17 protein-coding genes and 1 tRNA gene are annotated in these 18,207 nt (G+C 68.4%); 9 read left to right on the forward strand and 9 right to left on the reverse strand.

Annotation, left to right across the window (positions count from 1 at the left end; genetic code table 11):
• Positions 1 to 31 precede the first annotated feature (31 nt).
• Positions 32 to 706 carry an isochorismatase family protein gene (locus ABJK40_RS05225; protein WP_348482711.1) on the forward strand — a complete coding sequence of 225 codons (675 nt, stop codon included), beginning with the start codon at positions 32 to 34 and terminating at the stop codon, positions 704 to 706.
• Entirely contained in the window at positions 703 to 2,277 is a 1,575-nt protein-coding gene (locus ABJK40_RS05230; RefSeq protein WP_348482712.1) for a nicotinate phosphoribosyltransferase, read from the forward strand. Before ABJK40_RS05225 ends, ABJK40_RS05230 begins: the two co-directional genes overlap by 4 nt.
• Here the strand turns inward: ABJK40_RS05230 and ABJK40_RS05235 are convergent.
• Genes ABJK40_RS05235 through ABJK40_RS05250 form a run of 4 tightly spaced genes read right to left on the reverse strand, consistent with a single transcriptional unit; the run spans position 2,248 to position 5,284 of the window.
• Positions 2,248 to 2,922 carry a hypothetical protein gene (locus ABJK40_RS05235; protein ID WP_348482713.1) on the reverse strand — a complete coding sequence of 225 codons (675 nt, stop codon included), beginning with the start codon at positions 2,920 to 2,922 and terminating at the stop codon, positions 2,248 to 2,250. The genes ABJK40_RS05230 and ABJK40_RS05235 overlap by 30 nt on opposite strands.
• Entirely contained in the window at positions 2,919 to 3,872 is a 954-nt protein-coding gene (locus ABJK40_RS05240) for an FAD:protein FMN transferase (RefSeq protein WP_348482714.1), read from the reverse strand. Before ABJK40_RS05240 ends, ABJK40_RS05235 begins: the two co-directional genes overlap by 4 nt.
• A complete protein-coding gene (locus ABJK40_RS05245) occupies positions 3,859 to 4,593 on the reverse strand; it encodes a hypothetical protein (protein WP_348482715.1) in 735 nt (244 codons plus the stop codon). Before ABJK40_RS05245 ends, ABJK40_RS05240 begins: the two co-directional genes overlap by 14 nt.
• Positions 4,586 to 5,284 (reverse strand): hypothetical protein, encoded by a 699-nt coding sequence (locus ABJK40_RS05250; protein ID WP_348482716.1) that lies wholly within the window; start codon positions 5,282 to 5,284, stop codon positions 4,586 to 4,588. Before ABJK40_RS05250 ends, ABJK40_RS05245 begins: the two co-directional genes overlap by 8 nt.
• 162 nt (positions 5,285 to 5,446) lie before the next feature.
• Between ABJK40_RS05250 and ABJK40_RS05255 the strand changes: the two genes are divergently transcribed.
• Both ABJK40_RS05255 and ABJK40_RS05260 read left to right on the forward strand, forming a co-directional pair.
• Complete coding sequence (locus ABJK40_RS05255; RefSeq protein ID WP_348482717.1) at positions 5,447 to 6,151, forward strand: response regulator transcription factor; 705 nt, start codon at positions 5,447 to 5,449, stop codon at positions 6,149 to 6,151.
• The gene (locus ABJK40_RS05260; protein WP_348482718.1) at positions 6,148 to 7,593 is read left to right on the forward strand and encodes an ATP-binding protein; all 1,446 of its coding nucleotides are present in this window, start codon (positions 6,148 to 6,150) and stop codon (positions 7,591 to 7,593) included. The genes ABJK40_RS05255 and ABJK40_RS05260 overlap by 4 nt, the downstream gene beginning before the upstream one ends.
• Here ABJK40_RS05260 and dcd read toward each other — a convergent pair.
• From dcd to ABJK40_RS05275, 3 genes are all read right to left on the reverse strand, one after another.
• Positions 7,572 to 8,153, reverse strand: coding sequence for a dCTP deaminase (gene dcd / locus ABJK40_RS05265; RefSeq protein ID WP_348482719.1), 582 nt, complete (start codon positions 8,151 to 8,153; stop codon positions 7,572 to 7,574). The two genes, ABJK40_RS05260 and dcd, sit on opposite strands and share 22 nt — an antisense overlap.
• Before the next feature lie 62 nt (positions 8,154 to 8,215).
• Entirely contained in the window at positions 8,216 to 9,634 is a 1,419-nt protein-coding gene (locus ABJK40_RS05270; protein WP_348482720.1) for an MFS transporter, read from the reverse strand.
• A 43-nt stretch (positions 9,635 to 9,677) separates the two neighbouring features.
• The gene (locus tag ABJK40_RS05275; protein WP_348482721.1) at positions 9,678 to 10,904 is read right to left on the reverse strand and encodes an amidohydrolase family protein; all 1,227 of its coding nucleotides are present in this window, start codon (positions 10,902 to 10,904) and stop codon (positions 9,678 to 9,680) included.
• Between the two features lie 121 nt (positions 10,905 to 11,025).
• Between ABJK40_RS05275 and ABJK40_RS05280 the strand changes: the two genes are divergently transcribed.
• Positions 11,026 to 11,937: an LLM class F420-dependent oxidoreductase gene (locus ABJK40_RS05280; RefSeq protein WP_348510180.1), complete on the forward strand. Its 912-nt coding sequence runs from the start codon at positions 11,026 to 11,028 to the stop codon at positions 11,935 to 11,937.
• A gap of 12 nt (positions 11,938 to 11,949) precedes the next feature.
• Here ABJK40_RS05280 and ABJK40_RS05285 read toward each other — a convergent pair whose 3' ends face one another.
• Positions 11,950 to 12,861, reverse strand: coding sequence for an HTTM domain-containing protein (locus ABJK40_RS05285; RefSeq protein WP_348482723.1), 912 nt, complete (start codon positions 12,859 to 12,861; stop codon positions 11,950 to 11,952).
• On the reverse strand, positions 12,858 to 13,310 hold the full coding sequence (locus ABJK40_RS05290) for a hypothetical protein (RefSeq protein WP_348482724.1): 453 nt from the start codon (positions 13,308 to 13,310) through the stop codon (positions 12,858 to 12,860). Before ABJK40_RS05290 ends, ABJK40_RS05285 begins: the two co-directional genes overlap by 4 nt.
• A gap of 153 nt (positions 13,311 to 13,463) precedes the next feature.
• On the opposite strand from ABJK40_RS05290, the gene ABJK40_RS05295 reads away from it, so the two are divergent.
• From ABJK40_RS05295 to ABJK40_RS05310, 4 genes are all read left to right on the forward strand, one after another.
• Positions 13,464 to 15,218, forward strand: a complete 1,755-nt coding sequence (locus tag ABJK40_RS05295; RefSeq protein WP_348510181.1) for a lipase family protein — start codon at positions 13,464 to 13,466, stop codon at positions 15,216 to 15,218.
• A 59-nt stretch (positions 15,219 to 15,277) separates the two neighbouring features.
• Positions 15,278 to 16,429 carry a galactokinase gene (galK, locus tag ABJK40_RS05300; RefSeq protein ID WP_348510182.1) on the forward strand — a complete coding sequence of 384 codons (1,152 nt, stop codon included), beginning with the start codon at positions 15,278 to 15,280 and terminating at the stop codon, positions 16,427 to 16,429.
• Between the two features lie 151 nt (positions 16,430 to 16,580).
• A tRNA-Gly gene (locus ABJK40_RS05305) sits at positions 16,581 to 16,654 on the forward strand.
• Between the two features lie 210 nt (positions 16,655 to 16,864).
• Positions 16,865 to 17,875 (forward strand): site-specific integrase, encoded by a 1,011-nt coding sequence (locus ABJK40_RS05310; RefSeq protein ID WP_348482726.1) that lies wholly within the window; start codon positions 16,865 to 16,867, stop codon positions 17,873 to 17,875.
• Positions 17,876 to 18,207: the final 332 nt, after the last annotated feature.

The following is an 18,207-nucleotide window of genomic DNA, read 5'->3' on the forward strand; positions in this document are numbered from 1 at the left end:
TCCGACCCGACGTCGCAATAGGCTCCGAGCCGTGACCGACGAGCAGTTCGCGACCCGCACGCCCACCCCCGCCGAGAACTGGGACCAGGCCTCCGCCGTGGCCCCGAACTCCGGTGCCGACACCGCTCTCGTGGTGGTCGACATGCAGAACGACTTCGGGCACCCCGACGGTTCGCTGTTCGTCGAGGGCGCCCCCGGCATCGTCGGAGCGATCAACGACGAGATCGAACGCACCGTGGCCGGCGGAGGCGTCGTCGTGCTCACGCAGGACTGGCACCCGTCGGTCACCCCTCACTTCGTCGACGACGGCGGCGTGTGGCCCGTCCACTGCGTCGCAGGGACGTGGGGTGCCGAACTGTTGGACGGTGTCGACCCGAACCGTCGGGCCGCGGCCGTGATCCGCAAGGGCACCAACGGAGAGGACGGCTACTCGGCGTTCGCGATGCGCGAGCCGGGTGGCGACGTCGACATCCCGACCGGGCTCGCCGGACTCCTGCGCGAACGCGGGGTCACACGGGTCGTCGTCTGCGGTCTCGCGACCGACGTGTGCGTGGCCGCCACCGCCACCAGTGCCGCCTCCTCCGGATTCGAGACCGTCGTACTGTGGGACGCAGCACGACCCGTCGCGAGCGACGACGACACCACGACCCGAGTCCTCGACCAGTTGCACGCCGCCGACGTCGTCGTGATCGGCGCGCCGACGTGACGGCGCTCGGGCCCGAGATCGTCGAGCGGTGGACCGCCACGCGCGGACCGTTGTTCACCGACATGTACGAACTGGCGATGGCCCAGGTGTACGTCACGCAGGGCATCTCCGAGCGTCGCTCGCAGTTCGACTACTTCTTCCGATCCACCCCGGACTACGGGACCCACCAGGCCGGCTTCTGCGTCAGTGCGGGGCTCGGTCCGCTCCTCGACTGGCTCGCGCACATCCACATCACCGATGCCCACGTGCAGGCCCTGTCAGCGATGAAGTCGCCGACGGGCACGCCGGTGTTCGGCGCGGAGTTCCTCGACTGGCTGCGTGAGCCCGACCGGTTCGCAGGCATCGAGATCCGAGCGGTCGCCGAAGGCCGCGTCGTACACCCCCACGTGCCCGTCATCTCGGTGACCGGTCCGCTCGCGGTGTGTCAGCTGCTGGAGACGTCACTGCTGAACCACATGAACTACCCGACGTTGATCGCCACCAAGGCCGCACGCGTCGTGCAGAGTGCCCGCGGCGGTCGGGTGCTCGAGTTCGGGATGCGACGCGGACCCGCCACCGGTGTGAACGAGGGGATTCGTGCTGCGCTGATCGGTGGCTGCGCGTCGACGTCGAACGTCGAGGCGGCCATCGCTCTCGGACGACAGCCGATCGGAACCCACGCCCACGCACTCGTGCAGGCGTACATGGCACTCGGGCACGGCGAACTCGGTGCGTTCCGCGCCATGGCGCTGAACGCACCCGACGAGTGCATCCTCCTCGTCGACACGGTCGACACCCTCGGGTCGGGCGTTCCGAACGCGATCGTCGTCTTCGACGAACTGCGCGCCGCCGGTCACGAACCGATGGGCGTTCGGCTCGATTCGGGCGACCTCGCGTACCTCGCCGTGCAGACCGCGAAGCTGCTCGACGAGGCCGGCTACCCGGACGTGTCGATCGTCCTGTCGTCGGATCTCGACGAGTTGACGATCTGGCAGATCCTGACCCAGATCGGAGACGACGCCGATCGGCTCGGGATCGACCCGGCCCCGATCCGCAAGCGTCTGGTGTACGGAGTCGGCACGCGACTGATCACCTCGCACGGGTCGAGCGCGCTGAACGGCGTGTACAAGCTGGTCGGCATCGAGGGCGACGACGGCGAGTGGACACCGGCGATCAAGATCTCCGAGGATCCGGGCAAGGTGCCGCTGCCGGCGCGCAAGTCGGTGTGGCGCCTCTACGACCAACGCGGTGCCGCCATCGTCGACCTCATCGGGCTGGCCGACGAGGAGCCGTTCCCGACCGATTCGATCACCGTCCACCACCCGACGCAGAGCGGCATCGCCCAGATCATCCGCCGCGACGACATCTCCCACATCGAAGAACTCCAGGGCCTCGTCACGCACGGTCCGGCGGAGTCGATGGACCTCCTGGCTCTGCGTTGCGAGTCCGACATCGAGCGACTCGACGTCGGTGTCCGGCGCCTGGTCAACCCGCACCGGTATCACGTGTCGATCACCGACCGCCTGCACGAACTGCGCCGTGAACTGGTCGCGAACGCGCGCTCAGAGGAGCGGGTCGATCGTTCCTCGTGACGTCCGACGAGCCGACTCGATGCCGGCATGGACCGCATCCGGACGGGCGTGTTCGGAATCGGCCTCGTCGGGACGCACGACGTCGGACGGCGTGCGCAGGTGCCTGCGAGGGACGCGTGCCCGGCCCCGGGTGAGGATCCGGTAGCAGATCGCGAGAACGAGGACGGCGGTCGTGGAGATCGACGTCGCCACGTACATCGTGCTGGTCGCGTCGGTGCCGGCGAAGGTCCCGTGGAGGCTCCCGACGAAGAAGGTGGCGTAACTCGTCAGGTGGATGGTGTGCCAGAGCCGTCGAGGGAGCCGGCGCATCAGCAGCGAGGTCGCCTCGACGACGACGAGACCCCAGAAGGCGAACACCCCGAGCGCCACTTGCCACGTCTTCCACTCGCTCGCGAAGGGGACCACGAGGTCGATCAGGTCGAAGTGGACGAAGTTGTCGGCGACCAGAGCCGCGAGATGGATGCCGAGCGAGACGATGCTCAGAGCGCCGAGGCCCCGGTGGAGGTCGAGCAACCATGCCGGCCGACGGCGACGGGCGAAGAGGTCCGTGGACAGCACGATGCCCCAGATCACCGAGGCCGTGATGAACAGCCAGGCGACGATTCCCGCACTGCGTGAGACGTACCACCAGAACTGGGCGCTCACGACGCCACCCGCTCATCCGGCCGCACATCGGTGCACGCAGCGGCGAGATCGTCGGCGAGATCCGGTGTCGTGGTCCACGCACCGGCAGCGTCCACGACCACGCCCGACAGGTGGTGTCGTTCGAGATGGTCGATCGCACCGCTGGAGCCGGCGACGATCGCCGCCGTCGCGTGCGCCTCGGCGAGCCAACCCGAGGGTGCGATCACGGTGACCGCGGCGAGGTCGGTGTCGGAGAGGTCTCCCGTGATCGGATCGATGACGTGATGGCGCTCCTGACCGCCGGTCGTCCACCGCCGCGACCGGGTACTGGACGTGGCAATGCCTCCGCCCGAGACCGACAACGACGTGAGGTGGGTGCCCGGGTCGTGCGGGTCGTCGACGTGGACGATCCATCCGTCCCCGGACGGTGGCGTCCCCGCCGCAGCGATGTCGCCCCCGATGGAGACCAACGCACCGGCGGTCCCGCGTCCGATCAGTTCGGTGACGACGAGATCGGCGGCGAATCCCTTGCCGATGCCTCCCGGATCGACGGAGAGCCCGGCCGGCGCCCTCACCCGGTGTCGGACGGAATCGATCTGCAGGTCGTGGATGCTCAGTGAGGCGTCGCGCCGATCGACGACGACGCTGATCCGGTCGGCGTCATCGATGCTGGTCGAGTACCCCGCCGTCAACAGGAGATGGAGGAACGTCGGGTCGTAGGCACCAGCGGTGATCTCGTGCGCCGCCTGCATCACCCGGAGCAGACGCGTCGTGTCGGTGCCGACCTCTGTCCAAGCGCCGCCGCAACGGTTCAGTCGGGAGATGTCACTGGTGTCGACGAACCGGCTCCACCGCTGCTCGAGTGTGGCGAGACGATCGGCGATCGATGCCACGGCATCGGGGGTCGGCTCGACGAGCAGGACGAGCACGTCACTCGCCATGGCCCGGAGGCGGATCTCAGTGACTGCCACTGGTCGTCGCTGCGGGAGCCGGGGCGGGGGCGGCGGCGGGGGCCTGCGACGCCGGAGTCGACGCAGAGGCGGGAGCGGGCACCGTGACGGTGCGGACGACGGGCGTCACCTCGAGGATCACCGGTGCGTCGGAGTCCGTCGGTGCAGGCGGCGCAGTTCCGTCGACGCCGGTCGAGTCGGCGGTCGAGTCCGTGGTCGAGTCTGCGGTCGAGGACACCCCGGGGATCGCGACGTCCGGGTCGCCGACATCGGGACTCGCGACGTCTCCGCTCGACGCCGGATCGGCCGACGGGACCAGGTGGACGATCACCGTGATCGCCGGCGCGACCGGTGCCGCCGGCGACGGAGCGGGGGTCACGCCGGGGGAGCCCGTCCCGACGTCGGATGGGGTGTCGGGAGTCGCTGCGGCGCTGCGGACACCCAGCAGCGCAACGATGCCGAGCATCGCACTGGCGCCGATTCCGGCTGCTGCGATGCGGCTCGCCCGGGCGGGGTGAGCGCGCCGTCGAGGGCGGAGCCGTCGGGTCGGGCGAGCGGTCGTCGTCGACGCGATCGACCCGGTGCTCGAGCGCCGAGCGTGGAGTCGATCGAGGCGTTGCTGCTGCGCGTCGCTGATCGACGACGTGCCGGTCGCGGGCATCCCGCTCGCAGGCATTTCGGTCGTGGACGGGCCGGGCGTGGGTGGCTCGAACGCTGCCACGGCGGTCGGTCGGTCAGTCATCGTCCTCCGCCCCGTCGTAGTCGTGATCGTCGTCCTCGTCCTCGTCCTCGTCCTCGTCGTCCTCGTGGTCGTCGTCGTCCTCGGAGTGGTCGTCGTCCTCGGAGTGGTCGTCCTCGTCGTGTTCGCTCACGTTGCCACCCGGCGCCGGTGCGACGGAGCCCGGCGTCGGAGCAGGTGGCGCCTGCACGACCTCGACGATCGGCTGCTCGACAGAGGCGACGATCGAGCCGTCCGCCGCGAGTTCGGCGTGGAGGACGTAGGTGATCTCCTCGCGGACGAGACGGACGTCGAGCGCCGAGGGCGAGGTCTGTTCCAACGTCCAGGTCCATCCGTCGGTGGCGTCGACCTCCACGACCCGCAGTGCGTCGCCGAGGGATCCGATGTCGATGGTGCCCGCGTCGGCGACGACGAACTGCTGCACCCCGTCGTCGACGGTCGTGGCCGGGGCGTTCGTCGTGGCCGGAGCGCTCGTCGTGGTCGGGGTGCTCGTCGTCGGCGTCTCGACGTACACGTCGACAACGGTCGCCTCGGCGGTCGTGGCGGGCCCTGCGGCAACGACTGCCGGCAGTTCTCCCAACGGGCTCTGGTCGGCAGCGGTCAGGATGCCGATGTTCGCGGCGACGGCGACCGATCCGGCCGCGAGGACACCGACCAGGGCTCCTGCGGTGACATATCCGGTCCTTCGATGCATGGTGGTGGTCCTTTCACTGGCCGTCGCGGTGGGCGGACGGCGGTGTGTACGAACGCCAAGGTACGGATCGGGGTTCCAGCGCTCCGGCAGCCCAGGGTTAGCGGACGGCAAAGATCGCCGGCGCCACACCCCGTGCGGTCGCGGTCGCGCGAAGCTGTCGTCGTGCAGTTGCTCGTCGTCGAGGACGATCCGTCGATCGCCGATGCGTTGTGCGCCGGACTGGTCCGAGAGGGATTCACCGTGCAACACGTGGCGACCGGCGCTGCTGCGCTCGCGGCCGAACCCGGCGATCTCGTGCTGCTCGACCTGGGGCTGCCGGACCTCGACGGGCGCGTCGTGTGTCGCGAGCTGCGCGCAGCGTCGGCCGTTCCGATCATCGTGGTGACGGCCCGTGGTGACGAGATCGATCGCGTCTCACTGCTCGAGATCGGTGCCGACGACTACGTCGTCAAGCCCTTCGGCTTCCGTGAACTGGTCGCCCGGATCGGCGCCGTGCTGCGCCGCACGACCGTGGGTGCCGACACCTCTGCCGACGCCGGGAAGATCGACACGATCGATCTCGGATGGCTGCAGATCGACGCCCGCAGACGCCGGGTCGAGGTCGACGGTTCCGAGGTCTCCCTGACGCCGAAGGAGTACGACCTGATCGCCTACCTCGCGTCCGACGCCGGCGCCATCCTGCACCGCGAGGAGATCATCCGCCGGGTCTGGGACGAGAACTGGTGGGGGTCGACGAAGACGCTCGACGTCCACGTGGCCTCGCTTCGCAAGAAGATCGGCGCCGACCGCATCCGAACCGTCCGCGGCGTGGGATTCGGCCTGGCCGACGACGGTGACGACGGCCGGCGAGCCGACGGCTCGCCGTGACCCGACGGCTGGTCCTCAGCTACCTCGCCGTGACGATCGTGGTGCTCGTCCTCCTCGAGGTGCCGCTGGCCGTGTTCTTCCGACAGCGCGAGATCGACCGGTTGACCTCTGCCGTCGAGCGGGACGCCACCGTCCTCGCCACGATCTACGAGGACGAGGTCGAGCAGGACCGCCCGGTCGATCCGGCCACGGCCGACGACTACGGCGATCGGACGAACACCCGGGTCGTCGTCGTGAACGATGCCGGAATCTCCATCATCGACACCGACGCGTCCACGCCACGGGACCTGTCGACACGACCGGAGATCCAGATCGCACTCGAGGGTCGACGCGCGACCGGGGTCCGCCGCTCGGACTCCCTCGACACGGACCTGCTCTACGTCGCCGTCCCGGTCGCCTCTGGCGGGACGGTGCACGGAGCCGTCCGCCTCACCCTCGATACGCACGAGGTCAACGAACGCGTCCACCGCTTCTGGATCGGTCTCGCCTCTGTCGGTCTCGTGATCCTGCTCGTCATCGCGGGCGTGGGTTCGGCGATCGCTCGATCGGTGACGCGGCCGGTCCGACGGCTCCAGGCGGCGGCGGACCGGTTCTCCGGTGGCGACCTGTCGCCCGACGAGATCGACGCGCGGGCCCCACCGGAGCTCGCAGCGCTGCAGCGAGCGATGAACGAGATGGCGGTCCGGCTCGACGAACTGATCGACCGCCAACGGTCCTTCGTCGCCGATGCCTCGCACCAGTTGCGGACACCACTCACCGCGCTGCGACTCCAACTCGACAACCTGGAGTCGAACGTGGACGCCGGCTCGGCCCGTCAGGTCGGGTCGGCCATCGCGGAGGTGGAACGTCTGGGCGTCCTCGTCGACGACCTGCTGCAGTTGGCGACGGCCGAACGCTCGTCCGACAACGTGGTGATCCGACTCGCAGACCTGGTGCGCGACCGGGTCGACACCTGGACCGCCACGGCCGACCTGGTCGGAGTCCATCTGGTGGCCGATGTGCCGTCGGGTCCGGTCGACGCCCTCGCTCCGTCGGGCGGTGTCGAGCAGATCCTGGACAACGTGATCGACAACGCGCTCGCCGCGTCACCGCCCGGCTCCACCGTGACGGTGAGCGTCCGCGCCGTCGACGACGAGGGTGCCGGTGTGGACGGGGCTGCCTGGCACGTGCTCGTCGCAGACGAGGGCCGCGGTCTCGACGACGACCAGAAGGTCAAGGCGGTCACGCGCTTCTGGAGGGCGGACAACGCGACGCCCGGAACGGGGCTCGGCCTCGCGATCGCGTCGGGCATCGCTCACGCATCCGGCGGGTCGTTGCGCCTGGACGACAACCATCCCACGGGCCTGATCGTCGAGATCGCCCTCCGGGCCGCCCTGCGAGGTCGTGACGACGTGCCCGGCACCTCGTCACGTCTCGTTGGTCAGTCGAAGTTCTCGAAGTAGCGCGACGGGGTGGGTCCCTGCTGGCCCTGGTACTTGCTGCCCTTGGCGCCCGACCCGTACGGATGATCGGCCGGCGCCGTCATCTGCATGAAGCTGACCTGACCGATCTTCATCCCCGGGTAGAGGGTGATCGGCAGGCTGGCGACGTTCGCGAGTTCGAGGGTGATGTGGCCGTCGAAGCCGGCGTCGATGAAGCCGGCGGTCGAGTGGATCAACAGACCGAGACGCCCGAGCGAGGACTTGCCTTCCACACGCCCGACGAGGTCGTTCGGCACGGCGATGCGCTCGTATGTCGAGCCGAGCACGAACTCGCCGGGGTGCAGCATGAACGGCTCGTCACCGATGCCGTCGTCTCCGACCGGCATCTCGATCGGCTCGGTCACGTTCTGCATGTCCTCCTTGACGTCGATCACGCCACGCGAGTGATTTCGGAAGACACGGAAGAGGTGGGAGATGCGTACGTCGATCGAGGACGGCTGGATGAGCGAGTCGTCGAGCGGGTCGATCACGATGCGCCCTGCCTCGATCTGTTCGCGAAGGGTCCGGTCCGACAGGATCACGCCCGGGACGCTACCGCTCGGCGCTCCCGCCTTCCCGGACGACGGACGACGGAGTCGAACGCTCAGGCCAGTCGTTGTTCGCTGTTGCCACCCGGGAAGGTCGCGGCGATCATCGCTGCGGAGGTGAGATACGAACCGCCGACGAACAGCCACGCCCAGCGGAAGTCGCCGATGTTCGCCGAGTTCGACACGTCGGCCAGGATCGCGACGGTGACGGAGATGCCCAACGCATAGCCGACCTGCTGCGTCGTTCTCACGGTGGCGTTCGCCGTTCCGAACTGAGCAGGGTTGACGTCCGACAGCCCGGCGCTCGACCACGTGGCGATCGTGGCCCCGATGCCGGCACCTGCGAACAGGCTGATCGGCACGAACACGGTCCAGACCGAGGGACTCTCGTCGAGCACGACCGCGTAGACGAGATAGACGCATGCGTTGAGCGTGCTCCCCGCGGCGAGGATCCAGCGATGGCCGATGCGGTCGGCGTAACGACCGGCGATCGGTGAGACCACGGTGGCCACGAGAGGCGCGATCACGAGCGACGTGCCGACGACCGCGAGTGACTGGCCCCACAACTCCTGGAGCAGCAGCGAGTTGATGAGGAAGCCGGAGGTGAACGCCATCGAGTAGAGGAAGAGACCGGCATTGGTGCTCGCGAACGACCGCAGCGTGAACAGGTCGAGATCGAGCAGCGGTTCGGAGTGACCTCGCGATCGACGCACGAGGAGCCACACCATCGTGGCACCGGATGCGGCGAGTGCGAGGACGCGCCAGTCCGCGACACCCCATTCCTCGGAGCGGACGATCGCGAACATCACCAGACCGATCCCGGCCGTCCCGATCGGGACCCCGACGAGATCGATCTTGCCCGTCGCCGCCGGGTTCTTGGACTCGCGCAACAGCCTCGGTGCGAGAACGAGGACGACGATCCCGATCGGCACGTTGATCCAGAAGATCCCGCGCCACGACCAGACATCGGTCAGGAAGGCACCGAGGGCGGGGCCGACCACCGCGCCGAGCGCTCCCGTGGCACCCGTGATGCCGATGATGGTCGAGCGTTTGTTCGCGGGGAAGTCCGGCAGGACGACGGCGATTGCAGTCGGCGAGATGATCGCGCCACCGATGCCCTGCACGACCCTGGCCGCGATCAGGAAACCGACACTCGGCGCGAGCGCACTGAGAGCCGACCCGACGAGGAAGATCGCCACCCCGGGGATGAACAACCGTTTGCGGCCGAAGCTGTCGGCGTAGCGGCCCGCCACGAGGAGAAGCGCGGCGAGGGTGACGTTGTAGCCCGAGATGATCCACCCCAGCGTCGCCTCCGACACGTCGAAGTCGTCGCGGATCGACGGGAAGGCGACGTTGACGGCCGAGACGTCGATCACGACGAGCAGGAACACGACGGTCGCCACGACCACGGCGAGCCATGCATCGCGTCCGCCCAGTTCGCGCTCCTCCGGCGGTGCCGACTCGACCCTGCTCATCGAGCGGCCGGGTGTCGCGTCCGACCGGGCACGGCGTACGGGCTCAGACGAGTGCTCCGACGGCAGACCCCATGAGGTCGACGAAGTTGTCGGCGTAGAAGCGGTCGCGCACGACGTCGGAGCGGTCGCCGAGGCTGCGCTCGAACCGTTCGAACGGTCGGCGGCCCCCTTCCACGTGCGGGTAGTCGGTGTTGAACAACAAGATGTTCGGACCGATCTGATCGGTGACCCAACCGATGTCCTCGGTGGGATAGGGAGTGACCCGCACCTGACGTTCGACGTACTCGCCCGGGGTCATCGACAGGTCGCGCAGTCGCTCCTCGTGTCGCCCGAAGGCATCCATCGCCGACTCCATCTGCTTCAACCAACTCGGCAGCCAGATGCAACCCTGCTCGATGACGCCGATCCGGAGGTCGGGGTGACGCTCCAACACCCCGTCGAAGATCAGGGTGGCCAACGTCTGCATCGGCGGGAACGGGATCGACATGTAGTCGACCGAGCGGAAGTTCTCCTCGCCGCCGTGGAAGTCGGGCGGGATCGGGAGCCCGTTGTGGAAGTAGTTCGGGTCGATCAGGTCGCCGGTGCCCCCGACGTGGAACACCACGGGGATGCCCGCCTCCTCGGCCTGTCGCCACACCGGATCGAGTGATCGGTGCGACGGCGAGTGACCGGCGGGACAACCCGATGCGACGAGCAGTGCGGACGCACCCATGTCGATCGCTTCGGCGGCCATCGCCTCGGCACGCTCGAAGTCGGCGAGCGGGACGTAGCACGTGGCGAGCAGGCGCGGGTCGACGGAACAGAACTCGGTCATCCCGCGGTTGTGGGCGCGAGCGGCGCCGTACGCGAGGTCGAGGTCGATGCGACCGGCGGCGTCGGGATGCTCCCACTGGTACAGGCGCGAGTTGTGGAACGTGTTGAACAGCAACTGGCTGTCGACCCCGATGTAGTCGAGCACACGCGGTCGATCCTCGGCGAGGTACGACCCGGTCGCTGCGAAGTTCTTCCGGTTCATGACGTCCTGCGCCTCGTCGGCGATGAACTCCTCGCTGCGGTGCCGATCGGTCAGCCGACCGAAGATCGCCTCGAGCTCCACCTCGTCCAGGACCGCCGCAACGCCGGCCTCGCCGGTCTGTGCCAGTTCGTTGGCGTAGCCGGGGATGGCGATGCGGTCCCGCACGTCGGGGTCGGCGTGATCCCGCAACCAGGTTGGCGGTTCCATGATGTGGGCATCGGCGTCGTGGACTCGATGTCGGTCGATGTAGGCCATCAGCCAGTCTCGCGCTCCGCGAGCGCATCGACCACAGCGCAGCGGCCTGATGCGCCGGTGCCGCGTCGCGTCCACCTCCGGCACCGACGCCACGATGCCGTCGACGTACGGTGGTGCGACGTTGGCCAGCACGGACGACCAGCACGGACAGCTCGGAGGAATCATGAAGTTCGGACTCGCATTCGCCAGCAGCATCGGCATCGAGCAGGCGCAGGCGTTCGACATCTGTCGGACCGCCGAGGCGGCGGGGTTCGAGTCGCTGTGGGGCGGCGAGCACGTGATCATGCCGAGCACGATCGACTCGAGCTACCCGTACACGGCCGACGGCAAGATCCCGGCCGAACCCGAGACGCCGATCCCCGACCCGCTCATCTGGTTGGCATTCGCTGCGGCGGCAGCACCGACGTTGCGCCTCGGCACGTGCATCCTGATCGTGCCCCAACGCAACCCCCTCGTGCTCGCGAAGGAGCTGGCGACGCTCGACCGGGTGTCGGGCGGGCGGGTCGAGTTGGGACTCGGCGTCGGCTGGATGAAGGAGGAGTTCGACGCGCTCGGAATCCCGTGGGAGCGGCGAGGCGCTCGCAACGACGAGTACATCGCCGCGATGCGGGCCCTGTGGGCGGGACCGCACGCCGAGTTCCACGGCGAGTTCGTCGACTTCGCACCCGTCACGTGCAGCCCGCGCCCGATCCAGGAGTCGATCCCGATCCTCGTCGGCGGTGACTCCGACGTGGCGATCCGTCGTGCGGTACGGATGGCCGACGGCTACTTCCCCGGCGAGGGTGACACCGAACGACTGCGCGCGTTGATCGCTCGGGTTCGCCAGGGAGCAGAGGACGCCGGGCGCGATCCGGAGAGCATCGAGATCAATGCGATGTTCGGTGCCCACATGAAGGATCCCGTGGCCGGTGTGGAGATCATGTCCGAACTCGGCGTCGGCCGGGTGATGGTTCCGGCTTTCTTCTTCGGTGGTGCGAGCGGAATGGAGCGCCTCGCACGATTCGGGGAGACGGCGATCACTCCGGGAAGTTGATGTCGCGACCGTTCATCGCGACAGCGCCGGCCGATCCCGTGCGACACGCCGTCGCAGCCACGCAGGCGCGCGTTCGAGGGCGAAGAACGGAGCGAACGCCACGCCGAACAGCGGCGACGGAAAGCCGATCGCCATCGTGAGGAAGATCCCGACGTGCATCAGCCACGCCGCGATCACCCAGATGTTCCGACAGCGACGACCCAGCAACACGACAGGTGCCGACAGCTCCACGATCACCGCTCCTGCCGCGAGCGGTCCGAGGATCCAGGCCTGACGCACGGCGAACTCGGCGAACACGGCCGGGTTGCCTCCGAGGAGATCGAGACGCGCCGCCGTGTACGCGATGTGGTTCTGCAACGTGTCGCCCGACATCCAGCCGAGTCCCCCGTAGCGCAACTTCGCGATCCCGGTGACGACGTAGGTCGTGATGGTGACGAGGCCGACGACGGCGAGCGGCCAGCCGTAGCGCGCGGAGTCCGCACCTTCCTCGGGTCCGTCCCACATCGCCGCGCGGCGCGCATCCAGCGACCACGCCTCGGCTGCGGGCGACGCCGCGAGCACGACGAGTTGCAGCACCATCAGGTTCTCGAAATGGAGCAGCTGCCCCCACGACCCTCGCAGAGTCGTGAGGAACAGCATCGCCACTGCGAACACGACCGCGTTCGGTCGGTACCTCCACCCGAGCGTCGATGCGATGCCACTCACGAACGCTGCAGCGGCCACGGCTGTGAGGACCCCGGCCGACGGTGGCGAACCGAGCGGAGCGAGCACGCCGACTCCGTCGAAGTCGGCGGCCGGACGATCGCCGAGCGCGAGGAAGACCGGCAGTCGCCCGACGAGGTACACGACGACGAAGGTTCCGACGACGATGCGCAGAGCGGCGAGACGCGTCGCCGGCGCCGTGGCGTCGAGGATGCGGCTCATGTCCGCGACACCTCGCACGACGAGCGGACCTCGCGCTCGACCAGGCTGTCCTCCCCGAGCGTTCGCGCGACCGTGTCGTGACGTTCGCTGACGATCTCGATGACGACGACGTCGACGTACGAGGTCCTCGCCTCGACCCGCTCCGCGATCTCGGTGCAGCGCACGTCTCCGCGTCCTGCCGACAGCGCGGCACGGAGTCGACCGACCACGACCAACGGATCGTCGCTGTCGCCGATCAACGTCGGGCTGAGTTCGCGGGTCGAGCCGTCGGCCGTGACACCCTGCGCGGTGACGAGCGTCGATTCCGATCCTCGCGAGCTCGAGTACATGGGGTACGTCGACAGCGGAAAGCTGTCCCGGTCGAACGCCACCGGGGAAACCAGCACGGCGATGACCGCGAGGGTGATCGCCCCTCGCGCCCTGCGATTCAGCGCCGGCGTGTCGCGCATCGCACCAGTGTCGCCGATGGTCGACGCTCGAGCCAGCCGACCCGGGCGGAATCACCCGATGACGCGAACGTGCGTCGATCCCGGCCATGTGCGGGCCTGTAGCCTCCCCGGATGACGAGCGTCGACGGGGGCTTCAGACGACGGTTGGGGTGGGTGAATCGCTCCCTCGAGCACCGCACGAGGTGGTGGATCGCCGTTCTTCTCGGCGTCGTCTGCATCGGGCTCGGGGTGTGGTTGGTGGCGGCGCCGTTCCGCTCCGAGGCGACGCTGCGCTGGCTGATCGCCGCGGGAATGCTGTTGTCCGGGGTCGCGGAGATCGCCTCGTCGTCGACCGCTCGACGACCCGCGCTCGCCCGTGTGGTCGGGGCGTCCTGGGTGGTGACCGGGCTCGTGGTGTTCGTCGTCACGAGCCTCACCCTGTACGGCATCGCCCTCGCCGTCGGCGGCGTCATCGTCGTGGGAGGGTTGGTCCGGATCGGTGACGCACTCGCTCGCCGCGGTGACGATCGGGCGGTCCAGCTCCTCGCCGGGATCACGAACGTTCTCGGCGGCGTCCTGGCGGTCGCGTGGCCGGCGGTGACGCTGCTCGTGTTGGCCATCGTGTTCGGCGTACGCACCGTCGTCGTGGGGCTCGTGGCGGTGTGGAGCGGGCTGTCGGCCCGGCGCGATCGTCGTGTCGCGACGTCCGACGATCGGACCGCGGATGCGACGACCGCGCCGTCGCGCTGGCGGCTCGTCGGCGCGGTCGCCGCGTTCGGTTTGCTGGCGGGAGCGACCGTGATCAGCGCCGCCGTCAACCGTGTCGGCCCGAACGAACCCGACGCCTTCTACGAGCAGCCCGACGAGGTGCCGGACGGCCCGCTCGGAACGATCGTGCGCTCCGAGGAGATCGACACCATCACACCTGACGCTCGGACCTTCCGGGTCATGTACACGTCGACCGGATTCGATGGTGACCGACGGGCGGTCAGCGGACTGATCGTGGTGCCCACCGCACCGGCGCCGAGCGGCGGGCGCGACGTGGTTGCGTTCACCCACGGCACGACCGGGGTCGACCCGGGGTGTGCACCGTCGTTGCTCGACGAGCCCGCTGCGGTGATGGAAGCCCTGCCCCAACTCGTCGCTGCCGGCTACGTGGTCGCGGCAACCGACTATCAGGGACTGGGAACATCGTCACGTCACCCCTATCTCGTCGGCGACGTCGAGGCGATGAACGCCCTCGACGCCGTTCGCGCCGCCCGCCTGCTCCCCGAAGCCGATGCCACCGACCGGTTCGCGGTGTGGGGTCACTCCCAGGGCGGCCATTCATCGCTGTTCACCGGTCAGCTCGCTGCGAGTTACGCCTCCGAGCTCGATCTGGTCGGCGTCGCTGCGGGCGGTCCGGTGCCGGACCTCGTCGAGCTGTTCGAGTTCAATCTCGCCACGCCCGTCGGCAAGATCCTCATCTCGATGGCGTTGAAGGCGTGGGCCGATGTCTACGAACTGGATCTCGAGCAGGTCGTCACCCCCTCGGCCCGCGAGGCCGTCGAGGAGATCGCGGAGATCTGCGTGACGGACCTCCGCCAGATCCTCACCCGCGTGCCCGATGCCGCGCTGCTCGGCGTGACGTTCCTGCGGGTGCCGCCCTGGGAAGTCGAGCCGTGGGCGTCGATCGTGCGCGACAACACGCCGGGCGGCGCGCCGACCGGCGTGCCGATGCTGCTCGTCCAGGGCGGGGCCGACACCATCGTCGACCCGGCGCTCACGCAACGCTTCGCCGACGAACGGTGCGCAGACGGCGAGACCGTCGAGGTGCTGGCACTTCCCGGTGTCGACCACGTCAGCACCGGCTTCGAAGGCGCCGACCAGGTCACCGACTGGATCGTCGATCGCTTCGCCGGGCTCCCCGCGCCGACATCGTGCTCGTGAACCCTGATCGTTCGCCCGCTCCACACGTGGTCCCGGCGTCCACGTCGCCGACTCGTCACGTGGAGCCGGTGGTACAGGGCACCGCGATCCGACGCGCCATCGACACCTTCCGGGGACTCTGGGATGAACCGGACGTGCTGTCGAGAGCGCCGGGTCGCGTCAATCTGATCGGCGACCACACCGACTACAGCGACGGCTTCGCGCTCCCCATGGCACTGCCCTTCGACACCGCCATCGCCTTCGCGACGACGGGCGACACGGGGACGGGCGTGGTCCGCATCCACTCCGTCGGCTTCGGTGAACTCGAGATCACCGGCAGCGACGACGACGACGTGCCCGGGTGGGCGCGCCACCTCGTCGGCGTCGTCGAACTGCTCGAAGCCGACGGCATCGCAGCTCGCGGTTGGTCGGCGACGATCGAGACCGACATCCCGACCGGTGCCGGCCTGTCGTCGTCGGCAGCGCTCGAGGTCGCAGCGATCAACGCACTGCTCCACCGGGCCGGACTCGACTGGTCTCCGATCGAGGTCGCCCGTCTCGGTCAACGCGTCGAGAACGAAGTGGTCGGGCTGCAGAGCGGGATCATGGATCAGTACATCTCCGCCGGCGCCGTCGAGGGCCACGCCGGCCTCATGGACTGCCGGACACTGAGCCTCACCCCGACCCCGATCCCGAGCGACGCTGCGATCGTCGTGATGGACACCGACACCCGGCGCGTGTTGGCCGACGTCGCCTACGACGACCGCCGGTCGTCGTGCGAACGTGCCGCCCGCCGACTCGGCCTCGATGCGCTCCGCGATGCAACCTTCGCCGATCTCGCCCGGATCACCGACGAGACCGACCGACGTCGCGCCCGCCACGTGGTCACCGAGAACGAACGCGTCCTGGTCGCCGTCGAACGGTTTGCCGCTGGTGACCTCGCCGGCGCCGGCACGTTGATGAACCTCAGCCACGACTCGCTGCGCGACGACTTCGAGGTGTCCGGTCCAGGTCTCGACGTGATCGTCGACGTCGCCCGTGACGCGCCCGGCTGCCTCGGGGCTCGGATGACCGGCGGCGGGTTCGCAGGCTGCGCCGTCGCGCTCGTCGGCTGCGACGACGTCGAGGCGTTCACCGTCGACGTACTCGACCGCTACGACTTCGACGGGCACACCGCTCGACTCTGGGTGTGCGAACCATCCGCAGGGGCATCGGTGGGCCGACCGGAGTGACGACTCAGCCGACGCTGGAGCGATCGGCGACGTCGCACCGGCCTGCGGCCCGATGTGTCGTCGGACCATCATCCGACGTCCCACGCTCCGGGAGGAAACGACGGGTCGAGTGGCTGGTCGGCGTGTCCTCCGGCTATCGTCGGTGGCCTTCGCGGATGTAGTTCAATGGTAGAACATCAGCTTCCCAAGCTGAGAACGCGGGTTCGATTCCCGTCATCCGCTCCAAGTCTCATAGCTGGATAAGACCAGCTCATTGACTGTTTCTCAGTCCTCGGGTACTCTGAACCTACCTCGCCGACGGGCTCGTCGTGCCACCAGCGTGCCATGCACGAAGGTACACAGGAGACAACCATGGGCAACACCAGAGCGTTCGGGAGCATCCGGAAGCTGCCGAGCGGCCGCTTTCAAGTGAGGTATCGGCACCTCGGTCGGCTCGTGCCAGGGAAGACCACCTACGCGACGAAGGCCGAGGCCAAGATCTACCTCGCGTCAGTCGAAACAGACCTCAACCGTGGCACGTGGGTCGACCCCGACACGGGCCGGGTGCGCTTCGCCGACTACGCCGCCGAGTGGCTCGACCAGCGCCAACTCCGACCACGCACTCGAGAGACGTACGAGTCGCAGATGAAGCACATTCTCGCAACCTTCGCCGACGCTCCGTTGAACTCGATCAAGCCAGCCGATGTCCGAGCGTGGCATGCCACGCTCGCCAAGTTAGGACTTCATCCGAATACTGTCTCGAAGGTCTATCGACAACTCCGAACCATCCTCGGAACTGCGGTCGACGACGAACTGATCCCGTCGAACCCCGCACACATCAAAGGTGCGGCAAAGGAGAGTTCGATCGAGCGGCCCCTGCTCGACTGGGGCGATGTCGAACGGCTCGCCGCCGCCATCAACCCGCGGTTCGAGGCATTGGTCTGGACCGCCGCTGCATCCGGCCTCCGCTTCGGGGAACTGTCGGGCCTCACCGTCGGACACATCGACACCCACGAGTCGGCACTTCGGGTCGAACAAGCTCTTGCCTTCCAGAAGGGAAGTGGACCGCAGATCGGTCCACCGAAGAGCGACAGCGCGTACCGCACCGTCATCGTCCCCGACGAGATCATCGAGCGGCTCAGCAGCCACATCGACCAGTTCGGCGAAGGCGGGCCGAAGTCCTTGGTCTTCACGTCGCTGAAGGGCAGGCCACTGCTGAATCGCTACTTCGCTCCGTACTGGCGACGGGCCCGAACCGAAGCCGGACTCGACGGTGTCCGCTTCCACGACCTGCGTCACCTCGCCGGCACCGAGGCTGCGTCGGCTGGAGCGTCGCTTCGTGAAGTCATGGCGCGCATGGGGCACTCCACCAGCGACGCATCGCTGCGGTACCTCAAGGCATCCGAGGCACGTGACCGCGAGGTCTCGAACGCGATCGGCGACCGCATGAAGCGGAGCCGCCAGTGAGTGAACCCAGCGAGCCGCCCCAAGACGGGGATCGACAAAGGTATTCGTTTGTAAGACAATCGGGTGGCGATGACGAACCGTTCGACATTGACCTCCTCGACGAAATCGATCCGTTGAGATCGATCGACAAGTCGCCCACCTGTTCAAACACGACGCGCTCGGCGTTGACGACATCTACGAGATCTGGACCTCCGACCCGCTCTTCTACCCAACCAAGCCGCCGGCCCACTGGCTGATGGTCGCCGACATCGCCTGCCGAGTGCTCATGGTTCCCCTCGCCCCGTCCAACCAAGGCGACCCAAGCAAGTGCCGACCGATCGGCTGCTACGTCG

The organism is Ilumatobacter sp. (assembly GCF_039969435.1).
In the GTDB taxonomy this organism is placed as follows: Bacteria; Actinomycetota; Acidimicrobiia; order Acidimicrobiales; family Ilumatobacteraceae; genus Ilumatobacter_A.